General features: G+C 34.9%; 13 protein-coding genes and 2 tRNA genes. 8 read left to right on the top strand and 7 right to left on the bottom strand.

Going from position 1 to position 17,417, the window contains the following annotated elements; all coding sequences use genetic code 11:
- Nucleotides 1-45: 45 nt before the first annotated feature.
- Both galE and ACMDB5_RS06190 read right to left on the bottom strand, forming a co-directional pair.
- Nucleotides 46-1,059 carry a UDP-glucose 4-epimerase GalE gene (gene galE / locus ACMDB5_RS06195; RefSeq protein WP_414000142.1) on the bottom strand — a complete coding sequence of 338 codons (1,014 nt, stop codon included), beginning with the start codon at nucleotides 1,057-1,059 and terminating at the stop codon, nucleotides 46-48.
- A 68-nt stretch (nucleotides 1,060-1,127) separates the two neighbouring features.
- Complete coding sequence (locus tag ACMDB5_RS06190; RefSeq protein WP_414000141.1) at nucleotides 1,128-2,261, bottom strand: DegT/DnrJ/EryC1/StrS family aminotransferase; 1,134 nt, start codon at nucleotides 2,259-2,261, stop codon at nucleotides 1,128-1,130.
- 205 nt (nucleotides 2,262-2,466) lie between these two features.
- Here ACMDB5_RS06190 and ACMDB5_RS06185 point away from each other — a divergent pair, with 205 nt between their 5' ends.
- From ACMDB5_RS06185 to ACMDB5_RS06170, 4 genes are all read left to right on the top strand, one after another.
- Nucleotides 2,467-3,708 carry a 3-deoxy-D-manno-octulosonic acid transferase gene (locus ACMDB5_RS06185; RefSeq protein ID WP_414000140.1) on the top strand — a complete coding sequence of 414 codons (1,242 nt, stop codon included), beginning with the start codon at nucleotides 2,467-2,469 and terminating at the stop codon, nucleotides 3,706-3,708.
- On the top strand, nucleotides 3,695-4,141 hold the full coding sequence (locus tag ACMDB5_RS06180) for an N-acetyltransferase family protein (protein WP_414000139.1): 447 nt from the start codon (nucleotides 3,695-3,697) through the stop codon (nucleotides 4,139-4,141). Before ACMDB5_RS06185 ends, ACMDB5_RS06180 begins: the two co-directional genes overlap by 14 nt.
- 23 nt (nucleotides 4,142-4,164) lie before the next feature.
- Nucleotides 4,165-6,339 (top strand): S46 family peptidase, encoded by a 2,175-nt coding sequence (locus ACMDB5_RS06175; RefSeq protein ID WP_414000138.1) that lies wholly within the window; start codon nucleotides 4,165-4,167, stop codon nucleotides 6,337-6,339.
- A gap of 194 nt (nucleotides 6,340-6,533) precedes the next feature.
- Nucleotides 6,534-6,737 (top strand): hypothetical protein, encoded by a 204-nt coding sequence (locus ACMDB5_RS06170; protein WP_414000137.1) that lies wholly within the window; start codon nucleotides 6,534-6,536, stop codon nucleotides 6,735-6,737.
- 135 nt (nucleotides 6,738-6,872) lie between these two features.
- Here the strand turns inward: ACMDB5_RS06170 and ACMDB5_RS06165 are convergent, their stop codons facing one another.
- The 4 genes from ACMDB5_RS06165 to mutS form a co-directional block, all read right to left on the bottom strand.
- Complete coding sequence (locus tag ACMDB5_RS06165) at nucleotides 6,873-7,220, bottom strand: DUF1508 domain-containing protein (protein WP_414000136.1); 348 nt, start codon at nucleotides 7,218-7,220, stop codon at nucleotides 6,873-6,875.
- 106 nt (nucleotides 7,221-7,326) lie between these two features.
- Nucleotides 7,327-7,412, bottom strand: a tRNA-Leu gene (locus tag ACMDB5_RS06160).
- An 11-nt stretch (nucleotides 7,413-7,423) separates the two neighbouring features.
- Nucleotides 7,424-7,499, bottom strand: a tRNA-Gly gene (locus ACMDB5_RS06155).
- Nucleotides 7,500-7,648: 149 nt separating this feature from the next.
- The gene (gene mutS, locus ACMDB5_RS06150) at nucleotides 7,649-10,255 is read right to left on the bottom strand and encodes a DNA mismatch repair protein MutS (protein WP_414000135.1); all 2,607 of its coding nucleotides are present in this window, start codon (nucleotides 10,253-10,255) and stop codon (nucleotides 7,649-7,651) included.
- A gap of 162 nt (nucleotides 10,256-10,417) precedes the next feature.
- Between mutS and ACMDB5_RS06145 the strand changes: the two genes are divergently transcribed.
- Together ACMDB5_RS06145 and ACMDB5_RS06140 are read left to right on the top strand one after the other, a co-directional pair.
- Entirely contained in the window at nucleotides 10,418-10,870 is a 453-nt protein-coding gene (locus ACMDB5_RS06145; protein ID WP_414000134.1) for a DUF1573 domain-containing protein, read from the top strand.
- Between the two features lie 75 nt (nucleotides 10,871-10,945).
- Complete coding sequence (locus tag ACMDB5_RS06140) at nucleotides 10,946-11,482, top strand: RNA methyltransferase (protein WP_414000133.1); 537 nt, start codon at nucleotides 10,946-10,948, stop codon at nucleotides 11,480-11,482.
- Here the strand turns inward: ACMDB5_RS06140 and folK are convergent.
- Nucleotides 11,475-12,608 (bottom strand): 2-amino-4-hydroxy-6-hydroxymethyldihydropteridine diphosphokinase, encoded by a 1,134-nt coding sequence (gene folK, locus ACMDB5_RS06135; protein ID WP_414000132.1) that lies wholly within the window; start codon nucleotides 12,606-12,608, stop codon nucleotides 11,475-11,477. The two genes, ACMDB5_RS06140 and folK, sit on opposite strands and share 8 nt — an antisense overlap.
- 139 nt (nucleotides 12,609-12,747) lie before the next feature.
- Between folK and sppA the strand changes: the two genes are divergently transcribed.
- Together sppA and ACMDB5_RS06125 are read left to right on the top strand one after the other, a co-directional pair.
- A complete protein-coding gene (gene sppA / locus ACMDB5_RS06130; RefSeq protein ID WP_414000131.1) occupies nucleotides 12,748-14,508 on the top strand; it encodes a signal peptide peptidase SppA in 1,761 nt (586 codons plus the stop codon).
- Between the two features lie 234 nt (nucleotides 14,509-14,742).
- Nucleotides 14,743-17,367: an AsmA-like C-terminal region-containing protein gene (locus tag ACMDB5_RS06125; protein WP_414000130.1), complete on the top strand. Its 2,625-nt coding sequence runs from the start codon at nucleotides 14,743-14,745 to the stop codon at nucleotides 17,365-17,367.
- The last annotated feature ends 50 nt before the right edge of the window (nucleotides 17,368-17,417 follow it).

The raw sequence follows: 17,417 nt of genomic DNA, 5'->3' as shown, positions 1-17,417 counted from the left end.
GGACTTTTTTCTTTTTTATAGCTTACAAAAGAATCTAAAACCTAACTAAGAACGAATCTTAACTTCCCATTTCCAGGCACTGGCTAAAGACTCTTCTAAAGTAGATTTAGCTTTCCAGCCTAAAACAGTATTTGCTTTATCCGTATTGGCATAAGCTTCCGTAATATCACCTTCTCTACGAGGAACAATATTATAAGGTAGTTTTTTACCACTTACTTTCTCAAATGCATGAATCACTTCCAAGACAGAACTTCCTGTTCCGGTTCCCAGATTAAACGTTTCAACTTTAGCCTCATTCTTTTTATTCAACAATCGTTGCAAAGCAATTACGTGCGCTTTCGCCAAATCAACAACGTGAATATAATCGCGAATCGCTGTTCCATCAGGCGTTGGATAATCGTCACCATAAACAGATAAGGCCTGACGCAAACCAAAACCGGTTTGGGTAATAAATGGCACCAAATTTTGAGGAACTCCGATAGGCAATTCTCCAATTTCAGCAGAAGGATGTGAACCAACCGGATTGAAATAACGCAATAAGATGGCGTTTACATTGGTAACCTTAGCCACATCAGTAATAATCTCTTCTCCAATTTGCTTGGTATTTCCATAAGGCGACATCGCTGTTTGAATCGAAGCATTTTCAGTTATCGGCATAGTTTCGGCTTGACCATAAACAGTACACGATGAACTAAAAATAAAATGTGCTTCTGGCTTTTGCTGTAGTTCTTGCAGCAAATAAACTAGGGTATTGATGTTGTTTTCATAATATAACAACGGGTTTTCAACACTTTCGCCTACTGCTTTTGAAGCCGCAAAATGAATAACTCCTGAAATATCATTGTATTTCTTAAAAAAATCTTGAACTGATTTTTTTTCTCTTAAATCTAATTTCTCAAAAATGGGCATCTTACCAGTAATGGCCACAATCCCTTTCAAAACTTCTTCTGAAGAATTAGAAAGATTATCAATAATTACTACTTCAAATCCTTCGTTTTGCAGTTCAACAACTGTGTGCGAACCTATAAAACCCAATCCTCCTGTTACTAATACTTTCATTTATTATTAATTTGGCAATTGTTGATTTGACCATTTGAATTTCTCTTAAAACCAAATAGCAAAATCACTTATTTATTTAAAAATTCTAAAACACTGTCTGTTATAAATTTGATTTGTTCGTCTTCCAACTCTGTGTGCATTGGCAGAGAAATCACTTCTTTCACCAACTGATTTGTTACCGGAAAATCTTCTTCTTTGTATCTTGAATCTAAATATGCTTTTTGAGAATGTAAAGGAATCGGGTAATAAATAGCACATGGAATCCCTTTATCTAATAAATGTTGCATCAAAGCGTTTCTGTCAGCATCTATAATTCGTAAAGTATATTGGTGAAAAACATGACAGTCGCAAACATCACAGATATTTGGCGCCACAATATTCTTATGCCCTTCAAAAGCAGCAGAATATTTCCTGGCCGCATCTTGTCTTGCTTTATTGTACACATCTAATAACGGTAACTTTGCATTTAAAACTGCCGCTTGAATACTATCTAAACGAGAATTCACTCCTACAACATCATGGTGGTAACGCTCGTACATTCCGTGATTTACAATTCCGCGAAGTTTGTGTGCCAAAGCATCATCATTAGTGAAAATTGCTCCTCCATCACCATAACAACCTAAGTTTTTAGAAGGAAAAAAAGAGGTCGCTCCTACATGTCCTATTGTTCCGGCTTTCTTTTTAGTCCCGTCCGAAAATTTACAATTGGCTCCAATTGCTTGAGCATTATCTTCAATAACGTATAAATTATGTTCCTTGGCCAAGGCCATGATCGCTTCCATATTGGCCGCACGACCAAATAAATGAACCGGAACAATCGCTTTAGTTTTAGGGGTGATAGCTGCCTTAATTCTTTCCAGCGAAATATTCATATTATGTATATCTACATCAACCAAAACAGGTGTTAATTGCAATAATGCGATCACTTCTACCGTTGCAGCGAAGGTAAAATCGGCAGTAATTACCTCATCGCCTGGCTTTAAATCTAATCCCATCATCGCAATTTGCAAAGCATCGGTTCCGTTTGCACAAGGAATTACATGTTTTACATCTAGATATTCTTCTAACTCTTTTTGAAATTGATGAACCTGCGGCCCATTGATGTATGTATTTGTATCTAAAACATTTTGAATAGAAGCATTTACAGTTGTTGCAATTTTATCATATTGACTTTTTAGGTCAACCATTTGGATTTTTTTCATTTCTATTTTATTTAAATCAATTAGCTCCGAATCTCAATAATCTGGCTTAGCCAACACATTGTATCCATGACATTGTTCAATTCTACATGGGAGCAGTCCTCTTTAGACTTCATTAAAATTCTTAATGGCAAAAATATGAATTTAAGCACTAAGATTTAAATGATAAACAAAAGAAACTGTATTTTAGCAAAATAAATTTATCCGTATGCTATTTCTATACAATGCGGCAATACAAATTGCTCAATTACTCCTAAAACCTATCGCTTTCTTCAATTCAAAAATCAAACTTTTTGTAGATGGTCGAAAAGTTGTTTTTCCTATTTTGGAACAAAAAATAAAAGCTTCCGATAAAACCATCTGGTTTCATGCTGCCTCACTAGGCGAATACGAGCAAGGCTTGCCAGTAATCGAAAAAATTAAGGAAAAATTCCCCAACCACAAAATCATCCTTACCTTCTTTTCTCCTTCAGGATATGAAGTCCGAAAAAATAATACTGTGGCAGATGTAACTGTTTATCTGCCTTTGGACACTAAAAGTAATGCCGAAAATTTCTTAAAACTTGCACATCCTGAAATGGTGTTTTTTATCAAATACGAATTTTGGCTTAACTACTTAAACGAGCTAAAAAAACAAAACATTCCAACCTATTTGATATCTGGGATTTTTAGAAAGAATCAGATGTTTTTCAAATGGTACGGAGGCTTTTACAGAAAAGCGTTAGAGGCTTTCACTTTCTTCTTTGTCCAAAATGAAAGCTCTAAAAAATTATTACTAGAATTAGGTAAAACCAATGTTGCAATTTCTGGCGACACTCGTTTTGACCGAGTGGCCACCATTTTGGAAAAAGACAATTCCTTGGATTTTATTTCTGAATTTAAAAATAACACACTTACCTTAGTCGTTGGTAGTTCTTGGCCAAAAGACGAGAATTTATTGATCGATTATATCAATTCAACCAAGCATAAGATCAAATTTATCATTGCGCCACACAATATCAAAAGCGAACAAATCCATCAGCTAAAAAGTAAGTTAACTAAAAAAACGGTGTTATACTCTGAAAAAACGAGTAAAAACCTCGCCGATTTTGATGTATTTATTATCGACACCATTGGCATTCTGACCAAAATTTACAGTTATGCCGATATCGCCTATGTGGGCGGTGGTTTTGGAAATCCCGGCGTACACAACATTTTAGAACCGGCAACATTTGGCGTCCCAATAATAATTGGCCCTAATTATTCTCATTTTGCCGAAGCGACCGCTTTGGTCAATATGAGTGGCTGCATTTCAGTCAAAAACAAGAGTGAATTAAATGCCGCTTTTGATGATTTAATCATAAATGAAGAATTCAGAAGCGAGAAAGGACACATTTGCGACACTTTTGTCTTAATGAACAAAGGAGCTACGGCTATAATTTTAAAAAACATTTTCAATGATCCAATTTAAACCTTTAGCGCTTTCCGATATTGATGCCATCGTGGATTTGATGCAGCAATTCTACGCTATAGACAATTACCCAATTGACATTGAAATCTCTAATTCTTTATTTAAAGAGTTTATCACCAATGAAAACTTGGGAAAAGCATGGCTCATTCTGTCCGAAAACGAAGTTGTAGGCTACGTTATTTTAACCTTTATTTTCAGCTTTGAATACCAAGGAAAAATTGCTTTCCTAGACGAATTGTATTTATCCGAAAAAGCAAGAGGCAAAGGAATCGGAAGCAAAACTATTGCCTTTGTTTTGGAAGAAAGCAAAAAAGAAGCGCTAAAATTAATCTACCTAGAAATAGAAAACCACAATCAAAACGCACAAAAATTGTATCTTGCCAGCGGTTTCGAATTGCATAATCGAAAATTAATGGCATACAAAACCAGATAAAATTGCAAATTAAATTTATAAACATGAAATTTTTAAAATTATTCCTATTATTATTTGTCATTCAAACCCAAGCCCAACAAGGCGGAATGTGGATTCCTTCTCTTTTGAAAGGAATGAATGAAACAGAAATGAAAAATTTAGGCATGAAAATGTCGATAAAAGAAATTTATGATGTCAATCAATCCAGCTTAAAAGATGCTGTCCCGCATTTTAACGGCGGCTGCACCTCGGAAGTAATTTCTCCAAAAGGGTTAATCCTAACGAATCACCATTGCGGTTTTTCTCAAATCCAATCGCATTCTACTGTAAAAAACGACTATCTGACCGATGGTTTTTGGGCTTACAAAATGGAAGATGAATTACCAAACGAGAATTTAAACGTAACTTTTATCGTGAAAATTGAAGACGTAACCACAGCTGTATTAGAAGGAACAGCCGCGCTTACCGATGAAGCGGAAAAACAGAACAAAATTCAACAGAACATTGCAATCCTTAGCCGCACTTTACCAAAAGAAAGCTGGCAGGAAAATAAGATTCGTACTTTTTTCGAAGGGAATCAATACATGCTGTTTTTAACAGAAACCTTTACCGATGTTCGTTTGGTTGGCGCTCCGCCTTCTTCAATCGGAAAATTTGGATCTGATACTGACAACTGGGTTTGGCCACGCCATACCGGAGATTTCTCTTTATTCAGAATCTATGCCGATAAAAATAACCGTCCGGCTGCTTACTCTAAAGACAATGTTCCTTACACGCCTAAACATTTCTTACCTATCTCTCTTGATGGTGTAGCCGAAGATGATTTTACTATGGTTTTTGGGTATCCTGGAAAAACAAACGAATATTTGCCATCTATAGCTATAGAACAAATTGTAAACGAATTAAATCCGGCAAAAATTGAAATTAGAGACAAAGCATTAAAAGTTGCTGATGGCTTTATGAGAGAAGACAATGCCATTAAAATACAATATGCCTCTAAATATGCAGGAATTGCTAATTATTGGAAAAAATGGATTGGCGAAACTCAAGGTTTAAAAAAATCAAATACTATTGCCATAAAAAAAGAATCTGAAAAAACTTTTCAGTCTAAAATTACAAAAGCAGGTAAAGAAAAAGAATACGGTAACCTATTGACCGATTTTGATAAAAACTATACCGAAATTGCTCCTTATGCCTTGGCAAGAGACTATTTTCAAGAAGTAGTACAGCGCAATACCGAGTTATTAAGCGTTGCCTACAGATTGTACCAATTAGAGCAAGCCTACAAAACTAATGGCGAACAATCCTTTACTGACCGAAAAACTAATTTAGTAACCGGTCTCGCTGGATTCTATAAAAATTTTAATTTAAATGTTGATCAAAATGTTTTTGAGCAATTAATAGATTTGTATGCTAAAAAATCTCCAAAACAGTTTCTACCACAAAGTCTAACAAATATTGACGCTAAGAATTTGGCATCGGAAATTTACAGTAAATCTAAGCTTAGAAGCTATGAAGAATTAAAAGGACTATTGACTGGCGATGCAAAAACAGTTTTAACGAACCTGAATAACGACAAAGCCTATCAACTTGTAAAAGAGTTGGCTGATAAATATTCTAAAGAAATTGCTCCAAAATACGACGAAATCAATTTAACGATTACTGCCCTTCAAAGAACATACATGAAGGCACAGTTAGAATTAAATAAAGACAGTAGAATTTTCCCAGATGCTAACAGTACATTAAGAGTTACTTACGGAAAAGTAAAAGGATACGAACCAAAGGACGCTACCATCTACACACCTATAACCTATTTAGAAGGAGTTATGGAGAAATACATACCTGGTGATTATGAATTTGACGTCCCTGCTAAATTAATTGATTTATACAAAACCAAAGATTATGGAATTTATGGCGAAAATGGCAAACTGCCTGTAAACTTCATTGGTACGAATCATACTACAGGAGGAAACTCAGGAAGTCCTGCCATTGATGCAAAAGGAAACCTAATAGGACTTAATTTTGACAGAGTTTGGGAAGGTACAATGAGTGACATCTATTACGACCCAAGCATTTGCAGAAACATCATGGTTGATGTCAGATACATCTTATTCATCATGGATAAATATGCTAATGCACAAAACTTGATCTCCGAATTGAAATTAGTTCACCCAAAAAAGGTTAAAACACTGAAATCCAAAAAAATAAAGCAGAAATAAGCAAAAAAACAGACCTTCCAAATGATGCGGTTTTTTCACAAAAGCATTGGTTTTAAAGGGATAATAATCGCATCTGGATTTAAGGTTGAAAAAAAGCACTATTTTTTCAAAAAAAAAATAAAAAAATATTTTACATATCAAAAAATTTATATCTTTGCCTCGAATTAATAATTAACCTTTTATAATAAAGTAAGATGAAAAAAGTATTTTTAAGTTTAGCTGTTGTTGCTGTTTTAACTGTTGTATCTTGTAAAAAATCTGACGCTGCTGCTGAAGAAACTACTGCTGCTGATACTACTGCTGTAGTTGCTGATACTACTGCTGTTGTTGCTGACACTACTGCTGTTGACACTGCTGCTGTTGAAGCTCCTGCTACTGAAGCTCCTGCTGCTAAGTAATTTTAAATTACATCAAAAAAATAAGGCCATTCCACAATTGTGTAATGGCTTTTTTTTGTAATCACAAAACACAAAAAAGCGCCTGAAATATTATTTATTTCAGGCGCTTTTTTACATCATATCTATCTAATCAGGCTAATCCTCAAAAACAAAATTATTATTCGAAAAGTCTAATATCTCTGCCTTTGAACCGTACTTCATTATTTCGTTGATTCCTTTCTGAACCATCAACTCCGTACTATACTTTCTACTTGCGGCCACAACCTCATTATCTACCACTACTCTAAAAAAAAACTTCCCCTTAGTTGTTTTAAACTTCACATAAGAACAAGTCTCAAAAACCGACCTTAAATGCTCTGCCGCCGACTCACAATCCATTCGCAACTCATACGCATTACTCGTAAAAATCGTCTTTCCCTTCCTAGAAGTAAATTCAAATTTATAATCACCACTAAACCTTTTACTAATTACAAAAGAAGCCATATTTATTTTGAGTGATTTTTTTTCTTATAAAAGCCCGAATAAGCTTTTATTCATTTGAAAACATTATTAAACAAAAAAACCCCTTAAAATTAAGGGGTTTTCTTTGTACTCAGAGCGGGACTTGAACCCGCACGAACATTGCTGTTCACTGGATTTTAAGTCCAGCGTGTCTACCAATTTCACCATCCGAGCATTGTGTGGTGTGGAGCGAAAAACGGGGCTCGAACCCGCGACCTCGACCTTGGCAAGGTCGCGCTCTACCAACTGAGCTATTTTCGCATTTTCAATTCTTAAAAAGAACCGCAACACTTGTTCTGTATTGCGGATGCAAATTTAGGACATTTATTGAATTACACAAGCCTTTTCTGTAAAAAAAATTAAGATAAAAGCTAAACTTCTGAGAACCTAAACTTTAAAAACAAATAAAATTATTTCCCAGTAAGCATTCTCTTAATCTCATTGAGCTTCATCAAAGCCTCCACCGGCGTTACGCTATTTATATCCAAATTCAGAATCTCTTCTTTGATTTCTTCCAACAAAGGATCATCCAGATTAAAGAAACTCATCTGTACCTCATCTTTATCCGGCTTAACACCGCTTAGCATTTCTCCCGAATGATCTTTCTCTAATTTCTTTAATATTTTCTGCGCTTTTAAAATCACTAACTGAGGCATTCCAGCCATCTTAGCCACATGAATACCAAAACTGTGAGCACTTCCTCCTTTTACCAATTTCCTAATAAAAAGAACCGTATCTTTTAACTCCTTTACAGAGACATTATAATTCTGAATTCGAGGCAACAACTCACTCATTTCATTTAACTCATGGTAATGAGTCGCAAACAAAGTCTTTGGTTTTGAAGGATGCTCATGCAAAAACTCCGCAATTGCCCAAGCAATAGAAATCCCGTCATAAGTACTGGTTCCTCTACCAATCTCATCCAAAAGCACCAGGCTTCTATCGGAAATATTGTTCAAAATGGAAGCCGTCTCGTTCATCTCGACCATAAAAGTAGATTCCCCCATCGAAATGTTATCGCTCGCTCCTACTCTGGTAAATATCTTATCCACAATTCCCATTCTAACACTGTCAGCAGGAACAAAACTTCCCATTTGAGCCAAGAGTACAATTAAGGCTGTTTGACGCAAAATAGCAGACTTTCCAGACATATTGGGACCCGTAATCATAATCAATTGCTGTGTTTCTCTATCCAAATACACATCATTAGCTATATAAGGAACTCCCACCGGCAATTGTTTTTCGATAACAGGATGCCTTCCGTTTTTAATATCCAATTCAAAAGTTTCATCCAACTCAGGACAAACATATTTATTTTCAATAGCCAATTGCGCGAAAGAACACAAACAATCCAACTGAGCCACTAAATTAGCGTTCAACTGAACAGGTTTAATATAGGTCGAAATCCAAGCCACTAATTGCTCGAATAACTCCAATTCTATTTTATGAATTTTCTCTTCGGCACCAAGAATTTTGACTTCGTACTCTTTTAGTTCTTCGGTAATATAACGCTCTGCATTAACAAGAGTTTGTTTTCTAATCCACTCAGCCGGCACCTTATCTTTATGCGTATTTCTAACCTCGATATAATACCCAAAAACATTATTGAAAGAAATCTTTAAAGACGTAATCCCTGTTCGTTGCGACTCTCTCAATTCTATTCCTTCAAGAAACTCTTTCCCTGAGGTCGATATCGCCCTTAAATCATCTAACTCTGCACTGATTCCTTTTGCAATCGCATTCCCTTTGGCAACAGCCACGGGAGCATCCTGATTTAGCGTCGTTTTAATTTTCTCACGAAGCAAATCACAACTATGAAGACTATCTCCAATAATCTTAACTGCTTCTTGCGAACTCTCCAACGCTAGTTTCTTCATAGGAATGATAGCATCCAAAGATTCTTTCAAATAAACAACCTCACGCGGCGACACTTTTCCTGCGGCGATTTTCGAAATCAAACGCTCCAGATCAGAAATTTGCTTTATTTGATATTGCATGCTTTGCAACACTTCCTGATTTTCTTTCAAATAGGAAACCACCTGATGGCGGCTTTGTATTTTATTAGCATCTTTCAATGGCAAAGCCAACCATCGTTTTAACAAACGACCACCCATCGGCGAAAGCGTTCTGTCAATAACATCCAGAAGCGTAACCGCATTTGGATTATAACTATGATACAACTCCAGATTTCGAATCGTAAATCGATCCATCCAAACGTAAGCATCTTCGGCAATACGTTGAATCGAAGTGATATGTTGCACTCGATTATGTTGTGTTTCGGACAAATAATACAAAATAGCACCCGAAGCAATAATCCCTTCTTTCAAATCCTCAATTCCAAATCCTTTTAAGGAAGTCGTCTGAAAATGTTTCGTTAATATTTCATTTGCATAATCCTCCTTATAAATCCAATCTTCCAAATAAAAACTATGGTAATCATAGCCAAAATTTTCACGGAAATCATTTTTATTATTTTTCTGAACCAAAACCTCTGAAGGATTAAAATTCTGCAATAATTTATCAATATATTCTGCATTTCCTTGAGCCGTAAGAAACTCTCCGGTAGACACATCTAAAAAAGAAATTCCTATTGATTTATTAGCAAAATATACCGACGCCAAAAAGTTATTTGTTTTTGAATGCAAAACCTCATCATTCATAGAAACCCCAGGAGTCACCAATTCAGTCACGCCTCGTTTCACGATAGTTTTGGTCATTTTTGGATCTTCCAACTGATCACAAATTGCAACGCGAAGCCCCGCTTTGACCAACTTTGGCAAATAGGTATTTATGGAATGATGCGGAAACCCTGCCAAAGCAGTCTCCGTTTCGGAACCTGCTCCCCTTTTAGTTAAGGTAATTCCTAATATTTTAGAAGCTCTAACAGCATCTTCTCCAAATGTTTCATAAAAATCTCCCACACGAAATAACAAACAAGCATCTGGATATTTCCTCTTGATTTCGTTATATTGCTTCATTAACGGCGTTTCCTTAACTACCTTATCTTTAGCTGCCAAATTATTGATATTTATATTAATGTTAGAAATGACAGCGAATTTAAGATATTTAATAGCGAATAAGGAAACACTTAAAGTAAAAAGTAGAAAAAATTATACATTTTTTAAGCTTTAATTTCAATATTTTCTATAAATTTGTTATGAATATTAAAACGACACAAAATGAAAAAAATATTTTTACTAGCTGTGCTTACAATTTTAGGGGTTACGACTTCTAGCGCCCAAGAAACTACCAAAAAAATAAAAGCGAAAGCAGCAACTAAAGCAAGCGTTGCTAAAGTTGACGGAGCAGGAATCGTTTTTGTTACTGAAACAATTGATTATGGTACTGTTGCATACAATTCTGACGGAAAACGTGATTTTGTATTCACAAATAACGGAAACAAACCTTTAATCATAACAAATGCTCAAGGTTCATGTGGATGTACTGTACCAACCTATCCTAGAGAGCCAATTGCTCCAGGTGCAAAAGGAGTTATTAGCGTAAAATACGACACTTCTAGAGCTGGGCAACCTTTCACCAAAACAGTAACTTTGACAACCAATGCCAATCCTTCTAATAAAGTTTTAACTATAAAAGGAAATGTATTGGCAGCTGATGCTCCAAAAAGCTAAATTTTAAAATAATACCATTAAAAAGCTTCCTCACTCTTGGAAGCTTTTTTTATTTAAACATACCCCAAAAAGAGAATGAGAAAATTAGAAAACAGTGAACTAGAAAGAAAGTCAATCGAGGATTTCAAAAAATCAGAAAAAACACCAATCATTTTAATATTGGATGATGTGCGTAGTTTACACAATATCGGTTCAGTATTCAGGACTGCCGATGCTTTTTTGATCGAAAAAATATATTTGTGTGGAATAACTGCAACACCTCCAAACAAAGAAATTCACAAAACAGCACTTGGCGCAACTGAAACGGTTAACTGGGAGCATAACGAAAACGTACTTGAAGTCATAGCCAACCTAAAAAAAGAAAAAATAAAGACCTTAGCTATCGAACAAGTCGAAAGCGCTATTTTTCTCCAAGATTTTAAAGTTGAAAAAGACACAAAATATGCTTTGGTTTTCGGAAATGAAGTTCATGGTGTTTCTCAAGAAGCGGTTGCCTTATGTGATGGCTGTATCGAAATTCCGCAATTAGGTACCAAACATTCATTGAACATTTCGGTTAGCGCAGGAATTGTAGTTTGGGATTTATTCCAGAAACTAAATTGGCCTAAGTGATTTTCTTTTTAATCTCATTTAAAATATAAAGATAATCTTCCTGGTTTTTTACAAAATCCCTATCAGAGACATCAATAATCAATACATTCAAATCAGTTTGAGATTTAATATAATCCAAATAACCACTATTGATTTTGTCTAAATATTCTGCTGGGATTTCTTGTTCGTAACTTCTACCTCTTTTCTTGATGTTTTGAAGCAGTCGTTCCGAATTTTGATACAAATAAATATACAAGTCGGGTTTTGGCATTTCTCTGTAAATAATATCAAACAGATTGCGATACAAACGATATTCATCTTCAGCCAGTGTGATTTTGGCAAAAATCAAGGATTTAAAAATATGATAATCGGCAACCAGAAAATCTTTAAACAAATCAAATTGCGCCAAATCATCGGACAATTGCTGGTATCGGTCAGCCAAAAAAGACATTTCCAACGGAAAAGCATAGCGGTTTTGATCTTTGTAAAATTTAGGTAAAAAAGGATTATCAGCAAAACGCTCCAAAACTGTTTTGGCATTAAAATCATCGGCAATTTTAGAGACCAAAGTTGTTTTTCCCGCACCAATATTCCCTTCGAAAGCAACATAATTAAACTGTTCCAAAGAAATATGCTGCAAAGGACTTTCTAAATTCTGAACCGCTTCGCAAACACTTAAATCAGAGGAAATCTCAAGCAATTCTGAAATTGATTTCTCTAAAACAGGGTGTTTCCAATCTAAATTCAAATCCTGAATGGGCAACAGCACAAATTTTCTGTCTTGCATCAAAGGATGCGGAATTTGAAGCTTTTCGGAATCTATAATTTCTTCGTCATAAGCAATCAAATCAATATCTATAATTCGAGATTGATATCCTTTTTCTACTGACCGAATACGCCCCAATTTTTTTTCGATCTTTAAAGCTTGCGACAAAATTTTATGCGCTGTACTAAAAGTGTGCAAAACTAAAGCGCAATTATAAAAAGCATCACTTTCAAAACCCCAGGAAGGTGTTTCATAAACCTTTGAAACTTTGATTACTGTACCAATTTCCTGATGTATCAACGCAATACATTCCTTTACATTCTCAAGACGATCGCCTTGATTACTCCCTATAGATAAAATAACCTGATGCTGTGCTTTCATAATTAGGCACAAATTAACTAAAAGAATTTTAGAATTAACGATATATTTGTACAAAGTGTTGGAACAAAATTCTCAATTTACGATCTCAAACTGTAACATTTTAGCGCTTTTAGATACTTATTAAATAAAAATATTAGATATGAAGTTTTTAGGAAATGTTTTGGCAACCATTATTGGTCTATTTGTCTTTTGCATGTTATTCTTTTTTGGGATACTCATTATCGCAACCGTTTTTGGAGGTGAAACCGAAACAGTAGAAGTCAAAAACAATTCGGTAATCGAATTAGATCTGAAACACATAAAACACGATTATGCCGGAAAATACGAAGATCCTTTGATAACTATTTTTTCAGACAAAAAAAGTATCGGATTATCGGATATTATCACTGCAATTGAAGATGCAAAAACAGATGATAACATCAAAGGAATCTCTATCTTAAATAACGAATCTTCATTAGGAATGGCACAAAGCAAAACCCTAAGAGATGCCTTAGAAAGTTTTAAAAAATCTGGCAAATTTGTAATGGCATACGCCAATTCCTATTCTCAAAAGGAATATTATTTAAATTCCGTTGCCAATACAATCTACATAAATCCCGTTGGAGAAATGGATTTCAAAGGTTTATCTTCTGAAATTATGTTTTTCAAAGATTTACAAGACAAATCTGGTGTGAAAATGGAAGTGATACGTCACGGAAAATACAAAAGCGCTGTAGAGCCTTTCCTTGAAAACAAGATGAGTGATGCCAACAGAGAACAAGTTAGCGCATTATTAAATTCAATATGGAGTTCCGTTACAGCCGATATTTCGAAAAGCAGAAATGTATCTGTTGCCCAACTCAATCAAATTGCCAATGGCCTTCTTGCCAGAACACCAGCAATGGCAAAAGAACAAAAATTAGTAGATATTATAGCTTATGAAGATATGTATCATGATGCTATCAAAAAAGCATTGAAAGTACAGAAAGACGAAGACTATAATAAAGTTAGTATTTCTGAATATACTAAAAAAATGATCACAACTGCAGCACTCGATAGCAGCAAAGATCAGATAGCTATTATTTATGCCCAGGGCGAAATCCTGAGCGGAGAAGGAGATGTTAATACTATAGGAGAAGGATCAATGCGCCGTTCCCTGCAAGAAGCAAGAAAAAACAAGAATATAAAAGCTATCGTGCTTCGTATTGACAGCCCTGGTGGAAGCGCTTTGACTTCGGATTTAATTTTGAGAGAAGTCGAATTAACAAAAAAGGTGAAACCTGTAGTAGTGTCAATGGGGAATTATGCCGCTTCTGGAGGATATTACATCGCTTGTAATGCCAATACTATTTTTGCCGAAAACAATACCATTACAGGCTCGATAGGTGTTTTTGGAGTATTGCCAAACTTTAGCCAGTTAGCCACTAAAATAGGAATAAACACCGAACAGGTAAAAACACATGAAAATTCAGCAAGATACAGCCCATTTGTACCAATGGACGAAAAATTCAAAGCAGTTACACTTGAAGGAGTAGAAAACATATACAACACCTTTGTAACTCATGTTGCGAAAGGAAGAAAAATGACATTTGCACAAGTAGATGCTATTGGACAAGGCAGAGTTTGGGCAGGTTCTGAAGCCATCAAAATAGGATTAGTAGATAAAATTGGAGGATTGAATGATGCTATTCGCGAAGCTGCCACTTTATCAAAAACAAAAAACTACTCTACTCAGAATTATCCGGAATACAAGAAAGACTTCAATGATCTTTTTGCTAATTTCCCTTTCGGACAATCAAAAGAGGCTTTAATAAAAGAAGAGATTGGCGAAGAAAACTACAAAGTCTTGGAACAAGTAAAAAGATTACAAACTAAGAAAGGAGTTCAGGCCATGATGCCATTTGAGATCAATATCCAATAAACAGTTAAAACTTTAAAAAGAATCCGTTTGAGAAATTTTTCAAACGGATTTTTTTAAGCTTATTGTTCAAGTCCAAGTAAACGGCAGAGTTAGTCCTCTTCTTTAAACTCAAAAAGGGCAATCCATTATTTATGACAACTTTAAAGAATAGCTAATTCATAAAACATTATTTTTGTAAATAAATTATGGTAGTATTTTTGCTATACAAATAGAAAATAAAAAACATCTAAACATATGCTGAAGAAAATTTTAAAAATCACCGGAATTACAATCATCCTATTTATTGCGGCATTATTCGCAATTCCGTATTTCTTTAAGGATCAAATAAAAGCCAAAATTGCAGATGCAATAAATCAAAAAGTAGATGCAAAAGTCGCTTTTAAGGATGCCGACTTGAGTTTATTTAAGAATTTCCCCAATGCAACAGTTACTCTAGACAAATTAGTTATTATCAATAAAGCCCCATTTGAGGGAGATACTTTAGTTTCCTTGGGAGAATTGAATTTAAAAATGTCTATCAAAGAGCTTTTCAAAGGAGAGAACGAAGCGATGAATATTGACGGAATTTCCTCAAAAAACGGTTTGATAAACATCATTTTTAACAAAGACGGTGTCGGCAATTATGACATTGCGTTAAAAGAGGACACTAATAAAGAGGATACTAAAAGCAAACCATTAGCATTGAAAATCCAAAATTATAAAATTGAAAATTTTCAGTTTAGGTATTTTGATGAAAGTTCAAAAATAAAAATGCAAATCGATAGCCTAAACCATGAAGGCACGGGAGATTTTGCAGCTTCAAAATTAGATTTAGTTACCAAATCGACAGCAAAAGTTTCTCTTGATATGGACAAGGTCAATTATATGAAAAATGTAGCTTTGACACTGGATGCTGTTTTGGGTATCGATTTAGAAAAAAGCAAATACACTTTCAAAGAAAACAAGGCCTTAATCAATCAATTGCCACTGGAATTTGACGGATTTATCCAAATGGTTGAAGCTGGACAGCAATATGACTTGAAATTCAAAACACCAACTTCCTCTTTTAAAAACTTCTTAGGCGTTATTCCGGCAGCTTATGCTTCGAGTCTAGACAATGTAAAAACCACTGGTGATTTTACTGTTATAGGTTTTGCAAAAGGACTCTATTCCGATACTACTGTACCAAAATTCAATATCGAAATTGCATCAAACAATGCCTCATTTAAATATCCTGATTTACCAAAATCAGTTCAAAATATTGTCATTGACACTAAAATCATTAATGAAACCGGAATCTTAAACGACACTTATGTGAATCTGGACAAGCTTTCTTTTAGAATCGATCAGGATGTTTTTAACGCAAAAGCAAATATTAGAAATGTTACCCAAAACGCCTTAGTCGATGCCGCTTTAAAAGGAACCATCAATCTTGCAAATTTATCCAAAGCCTATCCTATAAAATTAGACAAGCCTTTAACGGGGATTTTGAAAGCCGATGTGACAACAAAATTCGATATGCAATCGGTTGAAAAAAGCCAGTACCAAAACATCAATAATGCAGGAACAATGAGTCTGTCCGGCTTTAAATATTCTGATGAAAACGGCAAAACCATGAACATTAGCCAAGCCTTGGTACAGTTTAACCCGAATCAGGTCAATCTGAAACAATTTGATGCTGCAACCGGAAAAAGTGATTTAAGCGTCACCGGAGTCTTGGAAAATTTCTATGGTTTTATTTTTAAAAACCAGGAGTTAAAAGGGAATTTCAATCTGAATTCAAATCAATTGGCTGTTAGCGATTTTATGACCACGGAAGAAACTGCTAAAGCAGAGACTAAAAAAACCGAAGCCATGAAAATCCCAGCTTTCTTGAATTGTTCGCTTACGGCAAAAGCTAACACCGTTTTATATGACAATTTAACACTGAAAGACGTTTCTGGAAAATTGATTGTAAAAGACGAAAAAGTGACAATGGAGAATGTCAAAACTTCTATTTTTGGCGGAACCATTGGCTTGAACGGAGCCGTTTCCACAAAAGGAAAAACACCTACTTTTGACATGAATCTGGGGCTAAACCAAGTAGATATCGCTCAGTCTTTTACCCAACTGGATATGTTGAAAAAAATTGCACCAATAGCAGGAATCATCAACGGAAAACTAAATTCTACGATAAAATTGAATGGAAATCTTACCGAGTCTATGAGTCCTGATTTAAAAACATTGACCGGAGATTTATTAGGGCAATTGCTTTCAACGACGGTTAACTCAAGTAATTCAACCTTATTGACTGCTTTAAGCTCTAATTTGAAATTTTTCGATCTAAAAAAAATCAATCTTAATGATTTAAAAGCCGCTATAACTTTCAAAAATGGAATGGTGAACGTGAAACCTTTTGAGATCAAATACCAAGACATCAAAGCTTCCATTGGAGGAACACATGGATTTGACCAAAACATGAATTACAATTTAAAATTTGACGTACCTGCTAAATATTTAGGTTCTGAAGCCAATGCTTTAATAGCAAAACTTTCTCCTGCTGATGCAGCAAAGCTGGAAAACATTCCAATTAATGCTATTTTGACAGGGAACTTTTCGAACCCTAAAATATCCACTGATTTAAAAACTGCGGTTACCAATCTAACCAACCAATTGGTACAGCAACAAAAAGAAAAATTGGTAGGCAAAGGCACATCGGCATTGACTGATTTGATCAACAAAAACAAAAAGCCTGGCGACACTACCAAAACAGTGATCCCGGCAACTAAAGAAGAAGTAAAAACAAAGGCGAAAGAGGAAGTTAAGGCAAAAGCCTCGGAACTATTGAACGGATTTTTTAATAAAAAGAAAAAAGTAGCTGACACCACAAAAGTTAATTAGCAACTATTTATTAATTCAACTAAAAAAAGAGGAATCTCAACTCATTGAGA

Origin of the sequence: Flavobacterium sp. W1B, from assembly GCF_047344965.1 — a bacterium.
Taxonomy (GTDB): Bacteria; Bacteroidota; Bacteroidia; order Flavobacteriales; family Flavobacteriaceae; genus Flavobacterium.
The sequence above is the reverse complement of the archived record's forward strand: the minus strand, read 5'-3'. Positions and strand labels throughout refer to the sequence as shown.

Bases quoted from the DNA above. Each gene is read 5' to 3' on its own strand.
- galE (WP_414000142.1), bottom strand. From the start codon at position 1,059: ATGAAAGTATTAGTAACAGGAGGATTGGGTTTTATAGGTTCGCACACA.
- ACMDB5_RS06190 (WP_414000141.1), bottom strand. From the start codon at position 2,261: ATGAAAAAAATCCAAATGGTTGACCTAAAAAGTCAATATGATAAAATT.
- ACMDB5_RS06185 (WP_414000140.1), top strand. From the start codon at position 2,467: ATGCTATTTCTATACAATGCGGCAATACAAATTGCTCAATTACTCCTA.
- ACMDB5_RS06180 (WP_414000139.1), top strand. From the start codon at position 3,695: ATGATCCAATTTAAACCTTTAGCGCTTTCCGATATTGATGCCATCGTG.
- ACMDB5_RS06175 (WP_414000138.1), top strand. From the start codon at position 4,165: ATGAAATTTTTAAAATTATTCCTATTATTATTTGTCATTCAAACCCAA.
- ACMDB5_RS06170 (WP_414000137.1), top strand. From the start codon at position 6,534: ATGAAAAAAGTATTTTTAAGTTTAGCTGTTGTTGCTGTTTTAACTGTT.
- ACMDB5_RS06165 (WP_414000136.1), bottom strand. From the start codon at position 7,220: ATGGCTTCTTTTGTAATTAGTAAAAGGTTTAGTGGTGATTATAAATTT.
- ACMDB5_RS06145 (WP_414000134.1), top strand. From the start codon at position 10,418: ATGAAAAAAATATTTTTACTAGCTGTGCTTACAATTTTAGGGGTTACG.
- ACMDB5_RS06140 (WP_414000133.1), top strand. From the start codon at position 10,946: ATGAGAAAATTAGAAAACAGTGAACTAGAAAGAAAGTCAATCGAGGAT.
- folK (WP_414000132.1), bottom strand. From the start codon at position 12,608: ATGAAAGCACAGCATCAGGTTATTTTATCTATAGGGAGTAATCAAGGC.
- sppA (WP_414000131.1), top strand. From the start codon at position 12,748: ATGAAGTTTTTAGGAAATGTTTTGGCAACCATTATTGGTCTATTTGTC.
- ACMDB5_RS06125 (WP_414000130.1), top strand. From the start codon at position 14,743: ATGCTGAAGAAAATTTTAAAAATCACCGGAATTACAATCATCCTATTT.